At 41.6% G+C, this 21,057-nt stretch carries 21 protein-coding genes; 14 read left to right on the top strand and 7 right to left on the bottom strand.

Annotated elements, in window-relative coordinates; genetic code table 11:
* Window positions 1-161 precede the first annotated feature (161 nt).
* The 6 genes from LC608_RS06070 (at window position 162) to LC608_RS06045 (ending at window position 5,989) form a co-directional block, all read left to right on the top strand.
* Entirely contained in the window at window positions 162-791 is a 630-nt protein-coding gene (locus LC608_RS06070) for a DUF4360 domain-containing protein (protein WP_229552674.1), read from the top strand.
* Between the two features lie 728 nt (window positions 792-1,519).
* Complete coding sequence (locus LC608_RS06065) at window positions 1,520-2,155, top strand: DUF4360 domain-containing protein (protein ID WP_229552673.1); 636 nt, start codon at window positions 1,520-1,522, stop codon at window positions 2,153-2,155.
* 132 nt (window positions 2,156-2,287) lie between these two features.
* Window positions 2,288-2,890, top strand: coding sequence for a DUF4360 domain-containing protein (locus tag LC608_RS06060; protein ID WP_229552672.1), 603 nt, complete (start codon window positions 2,288-2,290; stop codon window positions 2,888-2,890).
* Window positions 2,891-3,182: 292 nt separating this feature from the next.
* Entirely contained in the window at window positions 3,183-3,821 is a 639-nt protein-coding gene (locus LC608_RS06055; RefSeq protein WP_229552671.1) for a DUF4360 domain-containing protein, read from the top strand.
* Window positions 3,822-4,564: 743 nt separating this feature from the next.
* Complete coding sequence (locus LC608_RS06050; RefSeq protein WP_229552670.1) at window positions 4,565-5,197, top strand: DUF4360 domain-containing protein; 633 nt, start codon at window positions 4,565-4,567, stop codon at window positions 5,195-5,197.
* A 183-nt stretch (window positions 5,198-5,380) separates the two neighbouring features.
* Window positions 5,381-5,989: a DUF4360 domain-containing protein gene (locus LC608_RS06045; protein WP_229552669.1), complete on the top strand. Its 609-nt coding sequence runs from the start codon at window positions 5,381-5,383 to the stop codon at window positions 5,987-5,989.
* Window positions 5,990-6,396: 407 nt separating this feature from the next.
* Here the strand turns inward: LC608_RS06045 and LC608_RS06040 are convergent, their stop codons facing one another.
* Both LC608_RS06040 and yidD read right to left on the bottom strand, forming a co-directional pair.
* A complete protein-coding gene (locus LC608_RS06040) occupies window positions 6,397-7,413 on the bottom strand; it encodes a sulfate/molybdate ABC transporter ATP-binding protein (protein WP_229552668.1) in 1,017 nt (338 codons plus the stop codon).
* Window positions 7,414-7,518: 105 nt separating this feature from the next.
* Window positions 7,519-8,013: a membrane protein insertion efficiency factor YidD gene (yidD, locus tag LC608_RS06035; protein WP_229552667.1), complete on the bottom strand. Its 495-nt coding sequence runs from the start codon at window positions 8,011-8,013 to the stop codon at window positions 7,519-7,521.
* 189 nt (window positions 8,014-8,202) lie between these two features.
* On the opposite strand from yidD, the gene chlP reads away from it, so the two are divergent.
* The 4 genes from chlP to LC608_RS06015 all read left to right on the top strand — a co-directional run bounded on the left by chlP (window position 8,203) and on the right by LC608_RS06015 (window position 12,961).
* The gene (gene chlP / locus LC608_RS06030) at window positions 8,203-9,423 is read left to right on the top strand and encodes a geranylgeranyl reductase (protein ID WP_229552666.1); all 1,221 of its coding nucleotides are present in this window, start codon (window positions 8,203-8,205) and stop codon (window positions 9,421-9,423) included.
* Window positions 9,424-9,645: 222 nt separating this feature from the next.
* The gene (locus LC608_RS06025; RefSeq protein ID WP_229552665.1) at window positions 9,646-9,927 is read left to right on the top strand and encodes a hypothetical protein; all 282 of its coding nucleotides are present in this window, start codon (window positions 9,646-9,648) and stop codon (window positions 9,925-9,927) included.
* Window positions 9,928-10,029: 102 nt separating this feature from the next.
* Window positions 10,030-11,400, top strand: a complete 1,371-nt coding sequence (locus tag LC608_RS06020; RefSeq protein ID WP_229552664.1) for a DUF3370 domain-containing protein — start codon at window positions 10,030-10,032, stop codon at window positions 11,398-11,400.
* Between the two features lie 208 nt (window positions 11,401-11,608).
* Entirely contained in the window at window positions 11,609-12,961 is a 1,353-nt protein-coding gene (locus LC608_RS06015; RefSeq protein WP_229552663.1) for a pentapeptide repeat-containing protein, read from the top strand.
* A gap of 172 nt (window positions 12,962-13,133) precedes the next feature.
* Here LC608_RS06015 and LC608_RS06010 read toward each other — a convergent pair whose 3' ends face one another.
* The 4 genes from LC608_RS06010 to LC608_RS05995 form a co-directional block, all read right to left on the bottom strand.
* A complete protein-coding gene (locus LC608_RS06010) occupies window positions 13,134-13,808 on the bottom strand; it encodes a calcium-binding protein (RefSeq protein ID WP_229552662.1) in 675 nt (224 codons plus the stop codon).
* A gap of 98 nt (window positions 13,809-13,906) precedes the next feature.
* Window positions 13,907-14,209: a Uma2 family endonuclease gene (locus LC608_RS06005; protein WP_229552661.1), complete on the bottom strand. Its 303-nt coding sequence runs from the start codon at window positions 14,207-14,209 to the stop codon at window positions 13,907-13,909.
* Between the two features lie 100 nt (window positions 14,210-14,309).
* Window positions 14,310-15,086 (bottom strand): type I methionyl aminopeptidase, encoded by a 777-nt coding sequence (gene map, locus LC608_RS06000; RefSeq protein ID WP_229552660.1) that lies wholly within the window; start codon window positions 15,084-15,086, stop codon window positions 14,310-14,312.
* Window positions 15,087-15,096: 10 nt separating this feature from the next.
* Window positions 15,097-16,107, bottom strand: coding sequence for a Gfo/Idh/MocA family protein (locus LC608_RS05995; protein ID WP_229552659.1), 1,011 nt, complete (start codon window positions 16,105-16,107; stop codon window positions 15,097-15,099).
* Between the two features lie 476 nt (window positions 16,108-16,583).
* Here LC608_RS05995 and LC608_RS05990 point away from each other — a divergent pair, with 476 nt between their 5' ends.
* Window positions 16,584-16,883, top strand: a complete 300-nt coding sequence (locus tag LC608_RS05990) for a ferredoxin (RefSeq protein WP_229552658.1) — start codon at window positions 16,584-16,586, stop codon at window positions 16,881-16,883.
* Between the two features lie 323 nt (window positions 16,884-17,206).
* On the opposite strand, the gene LC608_RS05985 is transcribed toward LC608_RS05990, so the two are convergent.
* The gene (locus LC608_RS05985; protein WP_374108377.1) at window positions 17,207-18,946 is read right to left on the bottom strand and encodes a SpoIID/LytB domain-containing protein; all 1,740 of its coding nucleotides are present in this window, start codon (window positions 18,944-18,946) and stop codon (window positions 17,207-17,209) included.
* Between the two features lie 111 nt (window positions 18,947-19,057).
* On the opposite strand from LC608_RS05985, the gene LC608_RS05980 reads away from it, so the two are divergent.
* The 3 genes from LC608_RS05980 to grpE all read left to right on the top strand — a co-directional run bounded on the left by LC608_RS05980 (window position 19,058) and on the right by grpE (window position 20,743).
* Complete coding sequence (locus tag LC608_RS05980; RefSeq protein WP_012410090.1) at window positions 19,058-19,321, top strand: ParB N-terminal domain-containing protein; 264 nt, start codon at window positions 19,058-19,060, stop codon at window positions 19,319-19,321.
* 129 nt (window positions 19,322-19,450) lie between these two features.
* Window positions 19,451-19,942, top strand: a complete 492-nt coding sequence (locus LC608_RS05975; protein WP_229552657.1) for a Dps family protein — start codon at window positions 19,451-19,453, stop codon at window positions 19,940-19,942.
* Between the two features lie 105 nt (window positions 19,943-20,047).
* Complete coding sequence (gene grpE / locus LC608_RS05970; protein ID WP_374108376.1) at window positions 20,048-20,743, top strand: nucleotide exchange factor GrpE; 696 nt, start codon at window positions 20,048-20,050, stop codon at window positions 20,741-20,743.
* The last annotated feature ends 314 nt before the right edge of the window (window positions 20,744-21,057 follow it).

The following is a 21,057-nucleotide window of genomic DNA, read 5'->3' as shown; positions in this document are numbered from 1 at the left end:
TTCTCTCTGCTTTAACCAAAGCGTATTGCAGACAATTAAGAACTGCTATAAGTCCCCAACAGGCTGTTGGATAAAATTCAATTGTGTAGAAGGATCTCAGGGAATTTTAAGTTGCAGCTAATTTGTACAGGAAATTACATGTTTTCGCGGAGTCTAAAAGTATGAAAATTTTAACTGGTCTGATTTCCAGCTTGACGCTACTGAGTTTGAATGTTGTGGGTTTATCTCAGGTACAGGCTCAAGGACTTGAAATTCAAAATGTTCCAGTAAGTTTTTCGGGAACTGGCTGTCCATCGGCGAAAACAGTACAGGCAGTTTTCAATGGAGATACCCTTTCAATAACATTTTCTGAATTTGAAGCTAAAGCTCCACGTCCTAAGGTTATTTCAAAATCCTGCAATCTGCGGATCGGTCTGAGTGTACCTTCTGGATTTAACGTTCAACCGGTTAGCGTTAACTATTCTGGCTTTGCAGATGTGCCTACAGCAGGCAGTGCTGATCTGAATGTGAAAATATTCTTTCAAGGTAGAGAAGTTCCACCTGACAATAATCCAAACCAAACGTTTAAGTCTGGCTTCTCAGATGTCTGGAACAAAAATGTAGGTATTACATTAAATCCAATAAATGCATGTAAGAACCCAGTGAGTTCAGTTTTTGGTATCAATTCAACTCTGACGGCAAGAGGTACAAATATACCTTCAGGTCAAGAAACCCAAATCCGAATTGATACAATCGACACAACAATCGGCCCTGTATTGTTCGAAATCAAGTTTGAGTATAATCCTTGTTAGGTTTTTTAAATGCATAGTTAGTTTTGCATTTAATTTTTCCTAAAAGCTACTTCCTATAAAGCTGTTTTACCAACTATATCGAAAGATTTCTTCCAATCGCTCTCAATAAATCTTTGAATCTCTGTCTTGATAAATAGTTAAGTCAAGTCAAAGTAGCTGAAAATTTAACGAAATCACAGTTTGTAAAACGTCAGTCTTTGCATAGGTAAAATATATTTTTCTGTGATTTTGAATTTTATCAAGGCTTATTATGAGGGCGATTCGGAATTGAAGCAGAATTCAGAAGTAAGAATTCAGGAGTCAGAATCAAATACTGGGGGGTTAAGTCCCGTTATTTTATTGTTGACTACTAAATCGAAGGCGAGTGCGTCTCCAAAAGAGAAGATTTAATGGGGTCTTAAATCCATTTTTTCATGACCTGTAGACTCGCTACGGGTGCGCTGTTCCTCAGTTATATAGAATTCAATTTTGAATTCTAAATCCTGACTCCTGAATTATTTTCTGATAAGTGAAATACGTTGATAAATAATTTCTGAGTCAGAAATTGATTATTTTATTCTATTTCTGTCTCCCTTAAGCTGAGCGTATTGCAGACAATTAAGAACAGCTATAAATCCTCAAACCTGGAAAAGGCTACTAGGTAAAATTTGTTTTTGTAGAAGTATTTTAGGAATTTGACATTGCAGCTAATATCCACAGGAAATTACACATTTTTGCGGAGTTATTAGATGAAAATTTTAACTGGTCTAATTTCCAGTTTGACGCTACTGAGTTTAAATGTTGTGGGTTTATCTCAGGTACAGGCTCAAACACCAACAGGATTTAAGTTTCAACAAATTGGTGGAACTTTTTTCGGAAATGGTTGCCCAAACGGAACAGCACAGCTAGTTTTGAATGGAGATACTGCTTCAGTAACATTTTCTCGGTTTGAAGCTAAAGCTTCATCTCCTAAAGTTGTATCAGCATCCTGCAATCTGCGGTTCGGTCTTGATATACCTTCTGGATTTAACGTTCAGCCGATTAGCGTCAGGTATCTTGGCTTTGCAGATGTGCCTACAGGAGGCAGTGCTGATCTGAGGGTTGAAATATCATTTCAAGGTGCAGGTGTTGAAACTATCAATAATCCAAACCAAACGTTTCCGGCTGGCTTTTCAGATACTTGGAACAAAAATATAGATATTATAGCAAACACAATAAATGCATGTAGTAGACCAGTCAGTTCGGTTTTTGGTATCAATTCAACTCTGACTGCAAGAGCTAGAGGTATACCTGCAAATCAAGAAACCCAAATCCGAATTAATACAATCGACACAACAATCAAAGATGTATTGTTCCAAATAAAGTTTGCTTTTAAGCGTTGTTAGGTTTTTTAAATGTATAGTCAGTTTTGCATTTAGTTTTTCACAAAAGTTTTTGAGGCTTTGATATTACAAAAAATCCTTTTTCAACATCCTCTAATATTCACAGAAGATTACACATTTTTGCGGAGTTATTAGATGAAAATTTTAACTGGTCTGATTTCCAGTTTGACATTACTGAGTTTAAATGTTGTGGGTTTATCTCAGGTACAGGCTCAAACACAAGGATTTGAGTTTCAAAATGTTCCAGTAACTTTTACAGGAAATGGTTGCCCGCAGGGCACATTCCAGGCAGTTTTCAATAGAGATACCCTTTCAATAACATTTTCTGAATTTGAAGCTAAACCTTCACGTAATGTTGCATCATGCAATCTGCGGAGCGGTCTGATTGTGCCTTCTGGATTTAACCTTCAGCCGATTAGCATCAAGTATACGGGCTTTGCAGATGTGCCTAATGGTGGTAGTGCTGACCTGAACGTGAAAATACTCTTTCAAGGTAGAGAAGTTGCAACTACCAATAATCCAAGCCGAACGTTTCCGGCTGGCTTTTTAGATGTTTGGAGCAAAGACTTAGGTCTTGTATTAAACCCAATAAATGCATGTAAGAACCCAGTGAGTTCGGTTTTTGGTATCAATTCCGCTCTCGCTCTGACGCCTAGAGTTACAAATATACCTCTAGGTCAACAAACTAAAATTCGAATTGATACACTAGACATCACGCTTGCTTTTAATCCTTGTTAGGTTTTTTAAATGCATAGAATTTTTGCATTTAATTTTTCCCAAAATCTGCTCCCTGAAAAGCTGCTTTACCAACTTTTCAAAATATTTCTTCCAATTGCTCTGAAGAAACCTTTGAGTCTCTGTCTTGATAAATAGTTAGCTTAAGTCAAAGTAGCTGATAAATCTAAGTAAATCACAATTTGCAAAACATCTGTCTTTGGATAGGTAAAATATATTTGTCTAGAAGTATCTTAGGAGTTTGACATTGCATCTAATATTCACAGAAGATCACATATTTTTGCGGAGTTGTTAGATGAAAACTTTAACTGGTCTGATTTCCAGTTTGACGCTACTGAGTTTAAATGTTGTGGGTTTATCTCAGGTACAGGCTCAAACAACAGGACTTATATTTAATCAAAATGTTCCAGTAAGTTTTTCGGGGACTGGTTGCCCATCGTCGAACACAATACAGGGAGTTTTGAATGGAGATACTCTTTCAATAACATTTTCTGCGCTTGAAGCTAAAGCTTCACGCCCTAATGTTGTATCAAAATCCTGCAATTTCCGGATCGGTCTGAATGTACCTTCTGGATTTAACGTTCAGCCGATTCAACTCAAGTATTTTGTCTTTAAAGATGTGCCTAGAGGAGGCAGTGGTGACGCGAGCGTTAAAGTAGTCTTTCCAGGTGAAGTAGTTCAACCTATCGAGAATCCAAACAGAACTTTTATGCCTGGCTTCTCAGATACTGGAATCATAATTGTAGATATTAAATCACGCACAATAAATGCATGTAGCAGAGCAGTGAATTCAGTTTTTGGTATCAATTCAACTCTGAGGGCAAACGCTAGAAATATACCTGCAAATCAAGAAACTCAAATCCGAATTGATCCAATCGAGACAACAATCGGTGATGTATTGTTCCAAATCAAGTTTGATTTTAATCCTTGTTAGGTTTTTTAAATGTATAGTCAGTTTTGCATTTAATGTTTTACAAAAGCTGCTGTTTGTAAAGCTGCTTTACCAACTTTTTGAAAGGTTTCTTCCAATCGCTCTGAATAAATCTTTGACTTTCTGTCTTGATCAATAGTTAGGTCAAGCCAAAGTAGCTGAGAAATCTAACGAAATCACAATTTGCAAAAAATATGTCTTTGGATAGGTAAAATATATTTTCCTTTGATAGTTTGATGGTATAATGTTTGTAAAACTTCTTTTTGTGAGGGCAATTCTTAATTAAAGAAAAATTCAGAAGTAAGAATTCAGGAGTCAGAATCAATTAGTGGGGAGTTCAGTTCCGCCATTTTATTGTTCAACACTAAATCGAACGCGAGTGCGTCTCCAAAGAAGAGGATTTAGTTAGGGTCTTAAACTCACTTATTCATTCGCTGGTAGACTCGCTACCTCTGCGTTATCTGATTTTTCGTGCAGAATTCAATTCTGAATTCTAAGTCCTGACTCCTGAATTATTTTCTGATAAGTGAAATATACTGGTAAACAATTTCCAAGTCAGAAATTGATTATTTCATCATGTTTTTGTCTTTTTTAACCAGAGCGTATTCCATACATTTAATGATTCGTAGAAATGCCCAAAACTTAAAGAGTTTGCCAGGTAAAGTTTTTATGTCTAGAAGTATATTAGGAGATTGACATTCTATGTAATATTCATAGGAGATTACAGATTTTCGCGGAGTTATTAGATGAAAGTTTTAACTGGTATGATTTCCAGTTTGACGCTACTGAGTTTAAATCTTGTGGGTTTATCTCAGGTACAGGCTCAAACACCAGGATTTGAGCTTCAAGAAGTTCCAGTAACTCTTTTCGGAAATGGCTGCCCAAACGGAACAGCAAAGGGAATTTTGGATGCAGATACTCTTTCGATAACAATTTCTGAGTTTGAAGCTAAAGCTTCACTTCCTAAGGTTGTATCAGCATCCTGTAATCTGCGGATCGGTCTTAATGTACCTTCTGGATTGAACGTTCAGCCGATTCAAGTCAAGTATCTTGGCTTTGCAGATGTGCCTACAGGAGGCAGTGCTAACCTGAACGTGAAAATACTCTTTCAAGGTCAAGAACTTCAAACTATTAATGATCCAAATGCAACGTTTGCGCCTGGTTTATCAGCTACTTGGAGTAAAGATGTAAATATTGTATTAGGGACAATAAATGCATGTCAAAACCCAGTAAATTCGATTTTTGGTATTAATACAAATCTGACGGCAAGAGCTAGAGATATACCTACTAATCAAGAAACCAAAATCCGAATTGATAAAATAGATACAGAAATCGGCCCTGTATTGTTCCAAATCAAGTTTGCTTTTAATCCTTGTTAGGTTTTTTTAATGCATAGTTAGTTTTGCATTTAATTTTTCCCAAAACCTGATCTTTGTAAAGCTGCTTTACCAACTTATCGAAAGATTTCTTTCAATCCCTCTGAAGAAATTTTTGACTCTGTGTCTTGAGACATAGTTATTGACAACAAACCTGAGAAGCTCTCCTTATTTGAGATGAAAGATATGAAAGTTTTAACTGCTCTTATTTCCAGTTTGACGCTACTGAGTTTAAATGTTGTGGGTTTATCTGAGGCACAGGCTCAAACACCAGCATTTCAGTTTGAAAGTGTTCCAGTAACTGTTTTCGGAAATGGCTGCCCGTCGGGAAATGCCCTAGTAAGTTTGGTAGGAAATACTCTGTCTGTAACTTTCCCTCGATTTCAGGCTACAGCTGTATCTCCTAGAGTTGTATCACAATCTTGCAATCTCAGAATTGGGCTTAATATACCTAGAGGCTACAAAGTTCAGCCCATTAACCTGAGGTATTCTGGTTTTACAAATGTGCCTCAGGGGGGTACTGCTGCTCTAAGGGTTAGACCAGTGTTTCAAGGGAAAGTAATTCCATCTACGAATGATCTAAACGCAAACTTCCCGTCTGGCTCTTCAGGTGGATGGGTAAAAGATGTAGCTATTACAGGAGATACAGTAGACGCGTGTGCTAGCCGAGTGAATTCGGTTTTCGGTATCAACACAACTTTGATAGCGCGTGCTACAAATGTAGCTGCGGGGCAGCGAACTCAAATTGGATTCAATGGAATTTATAGAATTAGGTTTAATTTGACTCCTTGCTAGTAGGAGCAGATATAGCGGTGCCATGTAGAAAGTCGAATGTTAGAGGATTAAATTAGTCCTCAGAGGTTGTTTGAAAAGTGTTTCGCTGTGACTTTAGGCAGTTTTAGATCCCCCCTAACCCCCCTTAAAAAGGGGGGAACTGGAATCAAAGTCTCCCAATTTATCGGGAGATTTAGAGGGATCTAAAACTTTTGATACCGAGAAGAGGACTTTTCAAACATCCTCTCACAAAAAATCCGTGAAAAGCCAGCGCACCAGCCTCAGTATGATACTGGGCTGGTGCTTTTGTACATTTTTGTCCAATCTATCTCTGATTACACTGGTTACTGGTGGATTTGGCAAATATTCTGGCAACGTTTTTCTGCTGCGGACTAAAGCAGCAAGCATAAATACTTCCGCACTGCCAACTAAATTGAATAAGACAGAGGGAAGGACTTGGCATCCTTTGGCTTTACATACACCCGTTGTTTCGGTTCTAATTCTAATTGGTTGAAGCGATCGCGTGTTAAATGCGCCATCACCACTTGCCCATCATCGAAAGTTAATTCTACCTGAATTTCCCAACCCAAATGTATCAAACGGCTCACAGTCGCAGGTGTAGTAGAACCGTTAGAAACCTTTTCCAAAATCACATCTTGTGGACGCAAAAATACTTGTGGGTGTGGCGCATCAAATCCGCTACTTTGAAAAATCTTGGAGTTGCTGGGTAACACATTCACCGGGCCTATGAAGCTCATCACAAATGCGGTGGCAGGATTATCATAAATTTCTGCTGGTGTTCCTACCTGTTCCACACGCCCTTTATTCATCACCACAACTTCATCGGAGACTTCCATTGCTTCTTCTTGGTCGTGGGTGACAAAAACTGTGGTAACATGAACCTCATCATGGAGGCGGCGTAACCATGCCCGTAAGTCTTTGCGGACTTTAGCATCAAGTGCGCCAAAGGGTTCATCTAGCAGTAATACTTCAGGTTCTACTGCCAGTGCCCTTGCCAATGCTACCCGTTGTCTTTGACCACCAGAAAGTTGTGATGGATAGCGATCGCCTAATCCATTCAATTGCACCAATTCTAGTAACTGTTCTACTCGCCCCTTAATTTTCTTTGGCTGTGCCTTACGAATTTCTAAGCCAAAGGCAATATTTTGCTTGACAGTTAGATGCTTAAATAGGGCATAGTGCTGAAACACAAAGCCAATATTGCGCTGTTGCACGCTTTGGTATGTAGCGTCCTTACCGGTAAGCAGGATTTTGCCGCTATCTGGCATTTCTAAACCTGAAATTAACCGTAGTAGCGTAGATTTACCTGATCCTGATGGGCCGAGCAACGCAACTAGCGAACCACTCTTAATTTCCAGGCTGACCTGATCAACTGCCTTGAAACTCCCGAATTGTTTAGAGACATTCTCAACTACTATACCCACTGCGGCTGTACCTCTACAACTAAATCTACAGTTTCCTGCTAGGATTACTGTGTCTTACATATAGCATATGTCGTTAGTTAGAGATAATAAGATTTAGCCAAGATTTTAGCTACTACAACTGCCGCAATCGAGGAAGCTACAGTCAGCACAACTACAATCTAGGGAACCACAATCCGGGGAACCACAATCAGGAGTCATGCTAACCAGATTGGCACAATTGCAGCCCAAATCGGCACAATCAAAACAGTAAGTATTATTGCTGCTAATAAATGAGGATTTTTGAGCAACTTTACCAAATGCTTGTTGTCGTTGCTGCGTGTCTGATTCCTTTTGGGTAGATTCTTCCGAGTTCTCGGTTTGCGCTCGCAAAATTTGGTTAGCTTGCTTGTAAGCTTGAAATCTTTCACGGGAATTAACAAAAGCTGCTTTTGACCCTTCCTTGGCAACTACCCGCTTGAAGTAGCCAGAGCAAGATTCACGGACATATAACAAGCGGTGAGCGCAAACAAAGCCTTTATATGGGGAAATATGCTTTTGATAGCCACTAATTGCGCCAACGCTGACTTGTCTGCTAAGAGAATCAAATAAAGAATGCTGCATACTGGGGGCTAAAGACTAGGCAATATTCTTCATTCTTCCCAATTTCAATATCCAATCCACAATCCCTATTTCGTATCGAAACATTAAGGAATATTGCATTTGTGCAGGAACCTGGAGGAAAAGCGCCAAATCACTAGAAAGACCATGGTAGTATGCTCTCGGTAAATGTGAAGATTGGGAGAAAGACCTTTGACACTACGGGTTGCTGTTATTGGGTCAGGCCCTGCTGGTTCATCTGCCGCAGAAACACTGGCAGCCTCTGGGATTGAAACCTACCTGTTTGAGCGGAAGCTAGACAATGCAAAGCCTTGTGGGGGTGCAATTCCTCTATGTATGGTGAGTGAATTTGACTTACCACCAGAGATTATCGATCGCCGGGTACGGAAGATGAAAATGATTTCGCCTTCCAATCGTGAGGTTGATATTAATCTGATAAATGAAGATGAATATATAGGAATGTGCCGTCGGGAAGTGCTGGATGGCTTTTTGCGCGATCGCGCGGCAAAAGTCGGCGCAAATTTAATTAATGCTACTGTTCATAAACTTGATATACCAGGAAACAATACTGATCCCTATACCATCCATTACATTGACCACACAGATGGTATATCACAGGGTATTGCCAAAACTCTGAAGGTGGATTTAATTATTGGGGCAGATGGGGCTAATTCTCGCGTTGCTAAAGAAATGGACGCTGGGGATTACAATTATGCGATCGCTTTCCAAGAGCGGATTCGCTTACCCGAAGACAAAATGGCCTACTACAACGACCTCGCCGAAATGTATGTCGGTGATGACGTTTCTACCGATTTCTACGCTTGGGTTTTCCCCAAACATGACCACGTAGCTGTCGGTACTGGTACGATGCACATCAATAAAGCCAGCATCAAACAGTTACAAGCTGGTATCCGCGCCCGTGCTTCCGAGAAATTGGCAGGCGGTAAAATCATCAAAGTCGAAGCGCACCCCATTCCTGAACATCCCCGTCCCCGTCGTGTTGTTGGTCGCATCGCTTTAGTGGGAGATGCTGCTGGTTACGTTACTAAGTCTTCTGGTGAAGGTATTTATTTTGCCGCTAAATCTGGGCGGATGTGTGCCGAAACCATTGTAGAAACATCTAACAGTGGTAGCCGTATTCCTACAGAAGGCGACCTGAAGGTTTACCTGAAGCGTTGGGATAAAAGATACGGACTCACTTACAAGGTGCTGGACATTCTGCAAACCGTGTTCTATCGTTCCAACGCCACCCGCGAAGCGTTTGTGGAAATGTGTGATGACCTTGATGTACAACGGCTAACATTCGATAGCTATCTGTATAAGACGGTTGTCCCAGCTAATCCCATCACCCAACTGAAAATTACTGCCAAAACCATTGGTAGTCTAATTCGGGGTAATGCCCTTGCACCTTAATTGCGTGCAAAGGACTGGAAATTACGATAAATACATTAATCAATTTTGTGGGGTGGACATCCTGCACGCTCATTAATCAGGGCGGGCAAGATGCCTACCCCACAATATATTTTTATCATTTGATAAGCTGTCGCGTCTTTACTTCTCCAAAGCATTCTTGATTTATCAAGAATTACGGTGTCCAAAAAGTGCAACTTGTAGGCGCGACAGCTTAGTACAGCTTTGCGTAAAATTGTAGCGTTTTTAATGCAAGGGGATGCGTTGGCATTGTTAGTAGATGCGTTGGCATTGTCAGCCGATGCGTTGGCGTTGTTAGTAGATGCGTTGGCATTGTTAGTAGATGCGTTGGCATTGTTAGCCGATGCGTTGGCATTGTTAGCCGATGCGTTGGCATTGTTAGCCGATGCGTTGGCATTGCAGAGTATTGTCCTTAGAAGAATACTCATTCACCTCGAAGGAGTAAGCATAATAAAGCGATCGCTCCAGGCTGTTAAAGTCAGGTGAGCAACAGGTCTAGCGTTGGCGTAGCCCGTCGTAGACATCGCTGTCAGGACAATTTAGGTATGCTGTATTCTTAACTTCAGCGATAAATTGCTTTTTGAATAAATGCTTAATTTTCTTTCCTATTTGTTTTTGGCTCAAGCATCGCCTTCTCCTGCACCTACACCACAGGAAATCTTCATTCCCCAACAAACAAGACCTTTAACAGGACATCTTGATGAAGTACCAGTATTTAACAGTAATAATCCAGAAGTAGTTCAGAGTGAAGGAATTCTGCTGTCTACATTTCCTCCTCAAGGCAAAAAAGTGCCCAGCGCCCACTTGAACTTTCCATTTCAGGGAAGGTTTGATTTATTTTCTCACCATATTGCTAGAGCGATTGAGACTCCAAATGATTTGCGGACTCTTTATTTGGGGGTGATTGTTTACAATCCAAGCGATCGCTCTGCAACTGTCAATATATTGCAAGCAGCTAGTTATGTTAGTCAACCTGATGCACCTTTTATCAAACTTCCCGCCATGCAAGAAAATAATTCGGGAAATATTTATGCAGGGCCAGGCGATCGCGTGATGAATGATATGCTGCGAGTCAGACGGCAGTCAGGATGGCCAGCCCAGTTGGTAATTCCACCAAAACAAAGCCGCATGTTAATGAATCATCCCATTCCAGTGCGTTCTTTGACCCCGCCATTGAATGGACGTTCTACTTTATTGCGTTTGTATAGTGATAGTCCAGTTTATATGGCGAATCTAGCCATGTTTGCCAAATTCAATCCCGATGGTAGTGAACGAGCGCCCACTTTAAAAGAATGGGAGAATTTGTTAGAAAATGGTGATTTTGCTGGGCCTCGTGAACCTGCCCCCAGTCCTCCCAATCACCTTGCAGGGGCGAAAGAAATTTACGGACGAGTAGCGGGGGTAGCTGTTGGCTCTCGTTGGCAAGTACAAGTTACCAACGAGAATAGTTCATATCTGACAATTCCCGAATCAGGACAAGCTTTTTCCTACGGTTTAAGTACCCTTCTGGCAGGCAAAATGGGTACTGGACAAAACCAAACGGCTAAATTAGTGGCGCGTTATCCTGGTACTGCTTACGAAGCTCACGGCAACTACGGCATTGAATACAACATCTCTCTACCATTAATCAACAATACGGATAAGCCGCAAACTATAAAAGTGCTTTTCCAAACGCCTATCAAAGAAGATCAGTTAAGTAAACCAGGGCTTCGCTTTTTTTCACCACCCCAACCATCCGTCTTTTTTCGAGGCACAGTTCGTATTCGCTACAATGACGATAATGGCTTACCTAGAACCCAATACTGGCATTTAGTTCAACAACGGGGACAGATGGGAGAACCGCTTGCTCAATTAAAAATATCCCCTGGCCAGCAGCGACTAGTACAAGTGGATTTTATCTACCCACCTGATGCTACACCCCCTCAAATGCTGACAATTCAAACTGTAGACCAAACATAAGGCAGAGGGCATACGGGACAAAGGGGATCAAAAAATGCTTGCCAGTGCCAGCTTCTATTTAAATGTTGTGACTCTAAAAATTGTGTCTACTTGATGCTATTGAAAACTACTAAATTTAGCCTTTCTCAGGTACATGAATATTTTTGATTTAGTGCAATTTCTGATAAAACAGATGTTGAACTGAATCTGCTGGGGCAAAATAGAAAACATGACGATTGAATCTAATTCCTCTAATCTACCAACCCCAGAACCAATCCCCGAAAACGACTTGCAGCCGGATGACTTTGACGGGAGTGCAACTGAGAAGAACCTAAGCTCAGAAGTACTAGCCACACAACAAGCCCTAGCAGCGATCGCATCTTTGAAATCTCCACAATATACAACTCCTCTCCAACAAGCCCGTTCTGACTTTCAGCAACCTACTACCAAGCAATTTTTAGTTAAGCCGAGGGCATTGCTAGTTACTTTAATAGCGATCGCCATCACCTTCATTGGAGTTATCCTCAATAACTGGATCGTCGGCATTATCGGAACGCTGATAACTTTGCTCTTATCCCTAGCGATATTATTGCCTTGGTTGCAAAAAGCATTATACGAGTGGTTTTCAGCCCAAGAACGCACTCTGTTTGTTGCCATTTTGGGACTAATAGTAGCGATCATCGGCTTGATCAAGTTTACAGGTGTGGGCGATCGCTTGCTTATTTTGGGACGCCAGATTAACTGGGACATTGCTGGAACCCTCGCAGAATGGTTTGGCGCTTTGGGGCAAATTCTGATCGCCGTCATCGCCGTTTACGTGGCGTGGCGACAATATGTGATTTCCAAAGACTTGACAATTCAGCAAAACCTGCTAACAGTTCAGCAAAACATAATTACCCAGCAGCAGACAATTGATTCCTATTTTCAAGGCGTTTCAGACTTAGTATTAGATCAAGAAGGATTATTAGAAGATTGGCCCCAAGAAAGAGCGATCGCCGAAGGACGCACTGCGGCAATTTTAAGTAGTGTCGATGGCAGTGGTAAAGCAAAAATTCTCCGCTTTCTCTCACGTTCCAAGTTGCTTTCACCCTTACAACGCGATCGGCTATTAGGTCGAGCCATTCTCGATGGCAGTGGCGGATATGCAGAAGACCGCCTAGAAGGTGTGCGTGTCATCGATTTAGGGGTAACGCTAGCCGCAGCAGACCTTTCTGGTACTGATTTACGTTGGACTGACCTGAGCGAAGCTAATCTTGTCCGCGCTAACCTGAGCGATTGCGATTTAGTAAAAGCTAACCTCTCCCGTACTATTTTATATAATGCTAATCTCAGTGGTGCTGACATCAATGGGATTCGCCTATTCTATGGTGTAGTAGATAAAGCATCACCCCGTAGTCGCACTCAACCACCAAATTATCAAACCGGCGAACACACAGGCGCTGTGGTGGAAAATGCCGATTTCACCAATGTACAGCGCATGTCTGAGTCTGCACGTAACTACTGTTGCACTTGGGGTGGTGAGAAAACTAGAGGGACTATTCCTGGTGGTTGTGAAGGTATTCCTAATAAGTTGGGAAGATAATTATAAGACTAGATAAGCAATTACCTTTACGGTTATCGTAAGGATTGGAATCGGATTTTACTCTATTCCCATATACTTGTGTTCACTTCTTGCAGAAATCAAAAATAAGAACCCCACTCTCAAGAATTTGCTTTTAGAAGTGGGGGTGTTAAGGAATTTTGCAACAAGTCTATTAAACCATAATATCGCTTGCCACTAGTAGTGGTGATCCTTCAAGCTTAATCTCGAAATTAGCCGCTAGATTACTATCAATGTTACCTTGGACAATACCTCCAAAATAACGGATCTGACCTGCTGCGGTGAATGCGCGAGTTCCAATGTAAGTGAAGGCTTGGTCGCCTTTTATGGTGGTGTAAGCGTCTATGCTAGATAGATCGATTCGATCTCCTGGTAAGTTACCGTTTCCAACAAAATCTTTGATAATATCACGTAACAAACCAGGTTGACTATCTGAAACTGAGTCGAACTGGAAAACATCGTTGCCATCGCCTCCATAGAGAGTATCGGTGCCAGCACCCCCATTGAGTAAATCATTGCCACCAAGGCCAAACAGACCATCAGTGTCCTCTTTCCCATAGAGGTAATCGTTGCCTGCAACGCCATCGACATCATCTCCTTGAATGACATCGAAGCCAATATTCCCATAAATAGTATCGTTCCCAGCACCGCCATTGATAATAAAGCTGCTAAAAGAAACGCTGCCGATAATGTCGTCACCGTCTAATCCGTTTATGTAAACTTGATCGTAATAACTACTCGCAAGAAAATCATCTCCTAGAAATTCATTTTCCTTAGAGTAAATTAGAGTGTCAGGGCCATTAGTACCGTTACGAGTTATATCTGCCATTAATGAGTTTCTCCTGAACTTAGAGGGTAAAAAAATTACCTCATCACTTCCCCATCAGAAAACGACGTTGCTAATTAAACGTATGAATTTGGTTTCCTCTAAAGGCGCAAAGGAAACAGTTTAAAACATGGAGTTTCACAAATCACAACATTGGGTCTAAAGGCTGAATTTTGACCTAATGGTTTAATCAGGCATTTCATAGGAATAAACCAAGGCAAGTTGAGCAGATCAATTACTACGTTGAGCTTACGATTAATTAACCCAGCTACCTGTTCATGAAGTCCAGTGAGTTCTAAGTCGATTAGTTCTCCGTCGATTAACTCGTAGCGTACATCATCCAGATAGCCAGCAACGAATGCCTCAAAGCTAAGATTACTTGTATTAATAGTGGCTGAAACCATAAAGATTTATCCTTACAGACAAAACCTTTGATTTTCTCTTAGTCCACGGAGGTGGACTTCTGTTCGAGACGCTACGCGAACCTTTGTATAGCCGCGATTTCTAATCGCCAGGAGCTTCAGGTAGGGTGAGGATTTCAACGCCATCTTCAGTTACAGCTAAGGTATGCTCACATTGGGCAGAAAGCTTGCGATCGCGCGTGACAGCAGTCCATTTATCGCCCAGAACCTCGACTTCGTAAGTACCTTCGTTAATCATTGGCTCAATAGTAAAAACCATCCCTGGTCTGAGGCGCTTACCCTTACCGCGTGTACCATAGTGGGGAACATCTGGTGCAGTGTGAAAAACGTTACTGATACCGTGTCCAACGAAATCTCGCACTACAGAAAAGCCTTGTCCTTCAGCATACTCTTGAATAGCTGCACCAATATCGCCAATGCGTGCCCCAGGTTTTACTTCAGCAATACCCAAGCGCAAACACTCTTCTGTCACCTCTACTAATTTTCTCGTTTTTGGGGAAGGAGTACCGACAAAGAATGTCTTAGATGTATCGCCGTGATAACCCTCAACAATCGGCGTTACATCAATATTAATAATGTCACCATCTTTGAGAATTTCCTTGGCATTGGGAATGCCGTGACAAATTACCTCATTTACACTGGTGCAAATTGATTTAGGATAGCCCTTATAACCAAGGGGTGCGCTTTTTGCTCCCTGCGCTTGCGTCCAACGTTCGGCTTCATCATTGAGTTCAAGAGTGCTAACTCCTGGCTTCACGAACGGTTCGAGATGCTGGAGAAGTTTAGCTGCTAAACGCCCAGCTTGACGCATTTTGTCTAATTCTCGTTGGGATAAAATAACAATTAGTTCGGTTTTCATTAACTTTTATCTAGATATCTTTCATAAACATAGTTAACCCTGTCTTTGCAGCTCTTTGTGCAGCATCAGCAACCTTTAGGGTATACAAGCTCTCCTCTGGGGTAACGTACAAAGGAGTGCCATCAAAAAGATGGTCTAACACCATAGTGGTGTCTTTGGCGAACAAACCCCGGCGAGGTCCAACCTCTATAGATGTTGTTTCCCCTGGCTGGATGAATATTCCAGTGTCGCCATCAAAAATTAAACCACCTTTTTCACCGTGAACTTCAAACTTGCGTTCTGATTGCCAAATACTTTCGCCTTTGCCATACACTACTTGGGCTAAAAGTCCACTATCAAAGCACAGTTCACTAGTGCAGAAACAGGTTTGGTAATATTCCGGTTCTATTTCCCAATATCGCTGGTGACAGTTAACAGTAAATACTTTACCAAATAAATCGGTGAGACGATGGAAGCGAGACAGCGCTCCCATTAAGGGAAAACCGAACAACTCGTGGTTATAAGTCCATTTGCGGGGCGCAGGATTCTGGGGATTGATGGTGCTGTAGCGAACAAAAAAAACTTCACCAATTTTGGCTAAGTTTTGCTTCAAAGCTTGATGCAAACCACCCAAAAGTTCTAGGTGTTCAACGTGCAGGAGTTTTTGTTGTGCTTTGGCTAAGGCAATCAGTTCTTCTGCTTCGACTACATCTAACGAAAGAGGATATTCTACAACTACATGTTTGCCGCTACTCAGTGCTGCACGAGCGATCGCACCATGATCTCGGTTGATAGTGCAGATCACCACTAAGTCTATATCTTCACGCTCTACTAACTCTTGCCAAGAACTTAACGCTTCAATCTGGTACTCTTTAGCAAAGGTTTCTGTTGTTTCTGCGGTATGACCAACAGCTGCGATTAACTGCGATCGCATTCCCTCATTATGGAGCAATGCCTCAGATCGAAACTTTGCCGCATACCCGGTACCTACCAAACCTACACGCACTTTTGCTTTTTCCAAAGCTGCTTCTGAATTATACATGATCCTCACTAGTTCTGTTTTTGATTCTTTCACGCTTTTAGTGGTGAGATTCTCTCAACATCTGGAATCAAATGACTTCACCAGTTTAGACTCTACAACATTCGTACTAGGGCATGTTTTCAAAACTATAACCACAAAAGAATGAAGCGATGGCGCAGCCAACGTCTTTAAGACTTACGCGTTGACAAGAAATACTAAATATAGGTTGCATTAATCATATTCATATTTTTTATCTATTAATATAACTTTTTCTAATTACAGCCTGACTAGTGCCGGAAATAATATAAATAAAACTTATCAGGATTAAGCAACTAAATTTCATTACTAATCGGGTTCAATTTCCAGTTACATAGTTTAATTTTTCTCGTAGTATCAGAATTGAAGCAAATTTGAACCAACGGCTAATCCCACAGAACAGCCGTGATCTTTGCCTAAACATAACTTATACTACCGTTTGCAAAACAGAGGATTAGTCAATGCCAACCTATAAAGTGACACTAATCAACGAGGCTGAAGGACTTAACACAACAATTGACGTTCCTGATGATGAATATATTCTAGACGCTGCTGAAGAACAAGGTCTTGACCTACCTTACTCTTGCCGCGCTGGTGCTTGCTCCACCTGTGCAGGTAAACTGGTAACGGGTACTGTTGATCAGAGTGACCAGTCATTCTTAGATGACGATCAAATACAAGCTGGATATGTACTGACCTGTGTCGCTTACCCAACCTCTGACGTGACAATTGAAACTCACAAAGAAGAAGAACTCTACTAAGACTTAAGCCCCTCAACAATAAACCTCTTGCAATTAGTGATGTTGAAAAAATAGAAGCATCACATCTAGTGTCAACGCCCTTTTAATGCCGTGTCTATAAAGCGACTTTGACAAAAAGCCTGATTTCGTGTTGGGCAGGAACACAGTAAATTTTTTGTTCCTGCTTGATTTTTTAACCTAGTTAAGGGTTTAGTCCCCCTGCTTCTATCAAGCAGCGTGTGAAAGTGTAGAGGTATAAATCTCCGTCAGAAAATGTAATTGCGTTAGCCTACCGGGGCGTAGCCCATTGCGAACTGGTTTAAGTATGGAATTTTCTGATTAGCTTAAAGTTTAGTCTCTTTGCTGAAAATTTGAATCTGAGTACCAGGATAGTAGAATTGGAGAATTTTTGGACTTGACCAACCTAATTTAGCTAAATTTTGAGCGCCAGTTTGACTCAAGCCGACTCCATGTCCTAATCCACCACCAATAAAAGCGTATCCCCACAGATCGGGTTTTCCTTTATTCAGGGGTTCTATGTAAAATAGAGTACTTCTAGGAGCAGCAAAGGCACTACGAACTTCGTCTTTGTGGAGAACAAAGTTACTATTGTCAGTTTTAACGGCAAGTTCAAGGATACGCCCACTCTGGCTTCGCTTCACTACTGCCATAGCCTGAATTGTCTTAAATTTGGCATAAGGACTCTTTTTCACCTGCAAAAATTTCTGCAAGTCCTTGGTAATATCCTTTAAAGGGGTTTCCTTATGCCAACGAAACATATCCCACTTGCTTTCATTAAATCCTTCTTGCGTATTAATAAATTTTTGGAAGTTATTTTCATCTGCTAAACTCTGCTTAGACAAGTCCCAAAAATTAGTTGCAGCATCCAGTACAGGGCGCAGATAGGGACGATCGTCACCATTCCAGACATCGCTGAAGGAGGCGGTAACGCCACCAGTAGTAGAAGAATAAAGGGCATCTACTAGTTCGTTTTTATAGGTTACTACCTTACCCCTGGTTGAGGCGATCGCTTTATCTGTTTTGGCGGCTGCTCCATTCAGGCCATAATAAACTTGGCAGTGAGTATCAGCACACAACTGATAGTTATCTGCTGCAAACCTGCGTAAATTTCTTAAAGCATAAGTCCGAGCCAGAATTGCCTGGGCTTCTAGCGCAGCTGTTGGTGCATCTGTGCCTATTTCGTAAGGCACAACCCCACGCAAATAAGTTTCTAAAGGAACTTGGTTAACTAAAGTGTATGTGCCATAAGCATTTGGCTGCAAATTCATTCGCCCAGCATAAAGACGAGCAAATTCTTGTTTTTCGCTTTTATTCACCCGAATCAAGTTTTTATCAGTACTGATTTCCAAATCATTTGGGCTATAGCGCTTACCATCCACCACCCAACTAACTCGCGGTACTTGTTTTAAAACTTTAGTATCAAGATATACTTTTTCTTTAGTAGAAGCTTGGATGTTCTGCAATAGCAACCTTCGTAGTAAAGGAGTGCTATAAACATCGCGTTTTGCCCAAACCTGCCAGCGTTCAGGCTGGGCTATTTCTACTTCCATTCCTTGAGAACGCCATTTATTAGCACTGTCTTCCGCAGTTTCAAAGGTGCGATAAGTGCCTAAAACTACCACTTCCTCAACTGTTGGCTGGGGTAAAGCTTGCATGACTGTTTCCAGCTTTACAGGATTCTTGGTAACCAAGGTTTGCTGCTTGTTGCCTGCAAGAAATTTTAGCTTTAAGCGATCGCCTTTTGTAGGTTCTAGTTGCAGCTTGGCTGTGGGTTGTGAGCCAAATCGCTGCACAATCCCAATTTTCAGTTCCATACCCTGAATGTTACTCTCAGGCGCTGATGCAGCAGTTAGTCCCAATAGACAAAATGTGGTCAGCACAGTGTGGGAAAAACGCCAGAGCGAAAATTTCATGGCTACCTGATAGCGAACCCCTACGGGGAAGCAAGCTAGGCGCAGCATTTCCAAGAGTTGCGATAGCGAGGAATCGATTGTCTTCTGCCCCTTAATGCGGTGTTGGAGCTGATTTTCCGATTGCTTTGTAGTGCGGTTTTTTTGTCGCATGAGTGCTCCAATGATACCATTAGCAGTTTTGCCAAATTAGTTGCAAAGCGTAGTCATAATGACTATGATTTATTTAGAGACACAAAACAGAACTAGTTGGATAAACTCTTTATGGTTAGAGTCCAAGAAATTCCATTAAATCAGATAAAACGGCCATTGCCTCGTGCAAACGATCCAAATAAAGTGCAAGCCTTAATGGAATCGATTGCGGAGATTGGGCAGCAAGAACCTATAGATGTCTTAGAAGTAGATGGACAATATTATGGCTTTTCTGGTTGCCATCGGTATGAGGCTTGCCAGCGTTTAGGCAAAGAAACCGTTTTAGCCAGAGTTCGTAAAGCACCCCGCAGCGTTTTAAAGATGCACTTGGCATAGAGAATGGGAATGGGGAGTGGGGAGCAGGGAGCAAGAAAGAAGAATTTTCTCTTTGCCCAATGGCCAATCCCAATTTCCAATCCCCAATTTCCAATCCCCAATAACATATAACCTAATTAGGAGAAAATTATGTCATCCAAAGTAACAGTCAAAAATGTAAATATAGGCATTGACGAGGCGAGTAGGGCTAAAATTGCCGAGGGTTTATCTCGCTTGTTGGCTGACACTTATACACTTTATCTGAAAACTCATAACTTCCATTGGAATGTAACGGGGCCGATGTTCCAAACATTGCATTTGATGTTTGAGACACAGTATACAGAATTAGCTTTAGCAGTTGATTTAATTGCCGAGAGGATTAGAGCGCTTGGCTATCCTGCGCCAGGAACTTACAGCGAATATGCCAAACTGAGTTCGATTCCAGAAACTCCTGGCGTTCCGAAAGCTGTGGAAATGATCGCTTTATTAGTGGAAGGACAAGAAGCCGTAGTCCGAACTGCACGGTCTATTTTCCCTGTGTTGGAGGAAGTTAATGACGAACCTACGGCCGATTTATTAACTCAACGGATGCAAGTACACGAAAAAACAGCTTGGATGTTGAGAAGTTTACTGGAAGAATAGTATTGGGGAATGGGGAAGAAGCAGGGGGCAGAGAGCAGGGAGCAAGGGAGAAGAATTTGCCTTCTGCCCCCTGCCCCCCGCCCCTCTGCCTCTTTTCAATGCCCAATGCCTAATTCCCAATTCCCAATGCCCAATGCCCAATTCCCAATGCCCAATTCCCAAAAGTTGCAAGATTTAATGCAACAGGTAGGGATTCCTAGTTTCAAAGCCCTGAGTCGTGCTGCTCGTGTCTCAGAGCGTCAACTTTTGCGGTTACGCCAAGGAAAGCTAAAGCAGATGCGGGTAGATGTACTGCTTAAGCTGTCGCCAGTACTACAAATTTCATTGAATGAATTAATCGCAACTTTTTCAACCGTAGAATTCTTTTCAGAGAAAGCAGCGCCTACTCAGGAGTTATTAGAAGAAATTGCAGATTTAAGAAAAGAGTACCAGCGATCGCAACTTCAATTAGAACAACAGCGAGAACTATTACTACAAGAACTCCAGCAGTCGAGTTTGCAACTGCTGGAGTCTTTATTATTGCAATGGCCAACCGCAGCACAGAAAGCGCAGGAGAATCCCCAGCTAGCAGCAGTCAAAATAGTACCGTTGGTGCAAAAACCTTTAGAAAAGCTTTTAGAGGCGTGGGGGGTAGAAGCGATCGCACCCGTGGGGGCAGAATTACCTTATGATCCCCAACGGCACCAATTGATGGAGGGAACTGCACAACCTGGAGAATTAGTCAAGGTACGCTATACTGGCTACCTTCAAGGTGAGAAGCTGCTTTATCGAGCTAAAGTAAGTCCTCTTAGAGAGAGCTAGAAGGAAAATTTTCACCTTCCTCGAATGCTCTCAAAGCTTTAAAGGCTTATATTTGTTGGCGTAATTCCCTCGTGTCTAAAGCCAGGTAGCCGCCTCCCCGCCTGAGCTACAAAACCGCTTATTTGAACCGTATGGCTGCTAAAACCAAGTTTTTTTGCTAAAGTTTCTTCATCTAGACAGGAATTATTGCAATTATGTAAGTAATCGGACATAAATAAATGTAAATGCTAATTATTATCATACAAAGTTGCCCATTAATTCCCTCAGACTGGAAGTCTGGGTTACATAAACGAAGCCTACCTTTACAGGCTATT

This window comes from Nostoc sp. XA010, from assembly GCF_020829625.1.
Lineage (GTDB): Bacteria > Cyanobacteriota > Cyanobacteriia > Cyanobacteriales > Nostocaceae > Nostoc.
The sequence above is the reverse complement of the archived record's forward strand: the minus strand, read 5'-3'. Positions and strand labels throughout refer to the sequence as shown.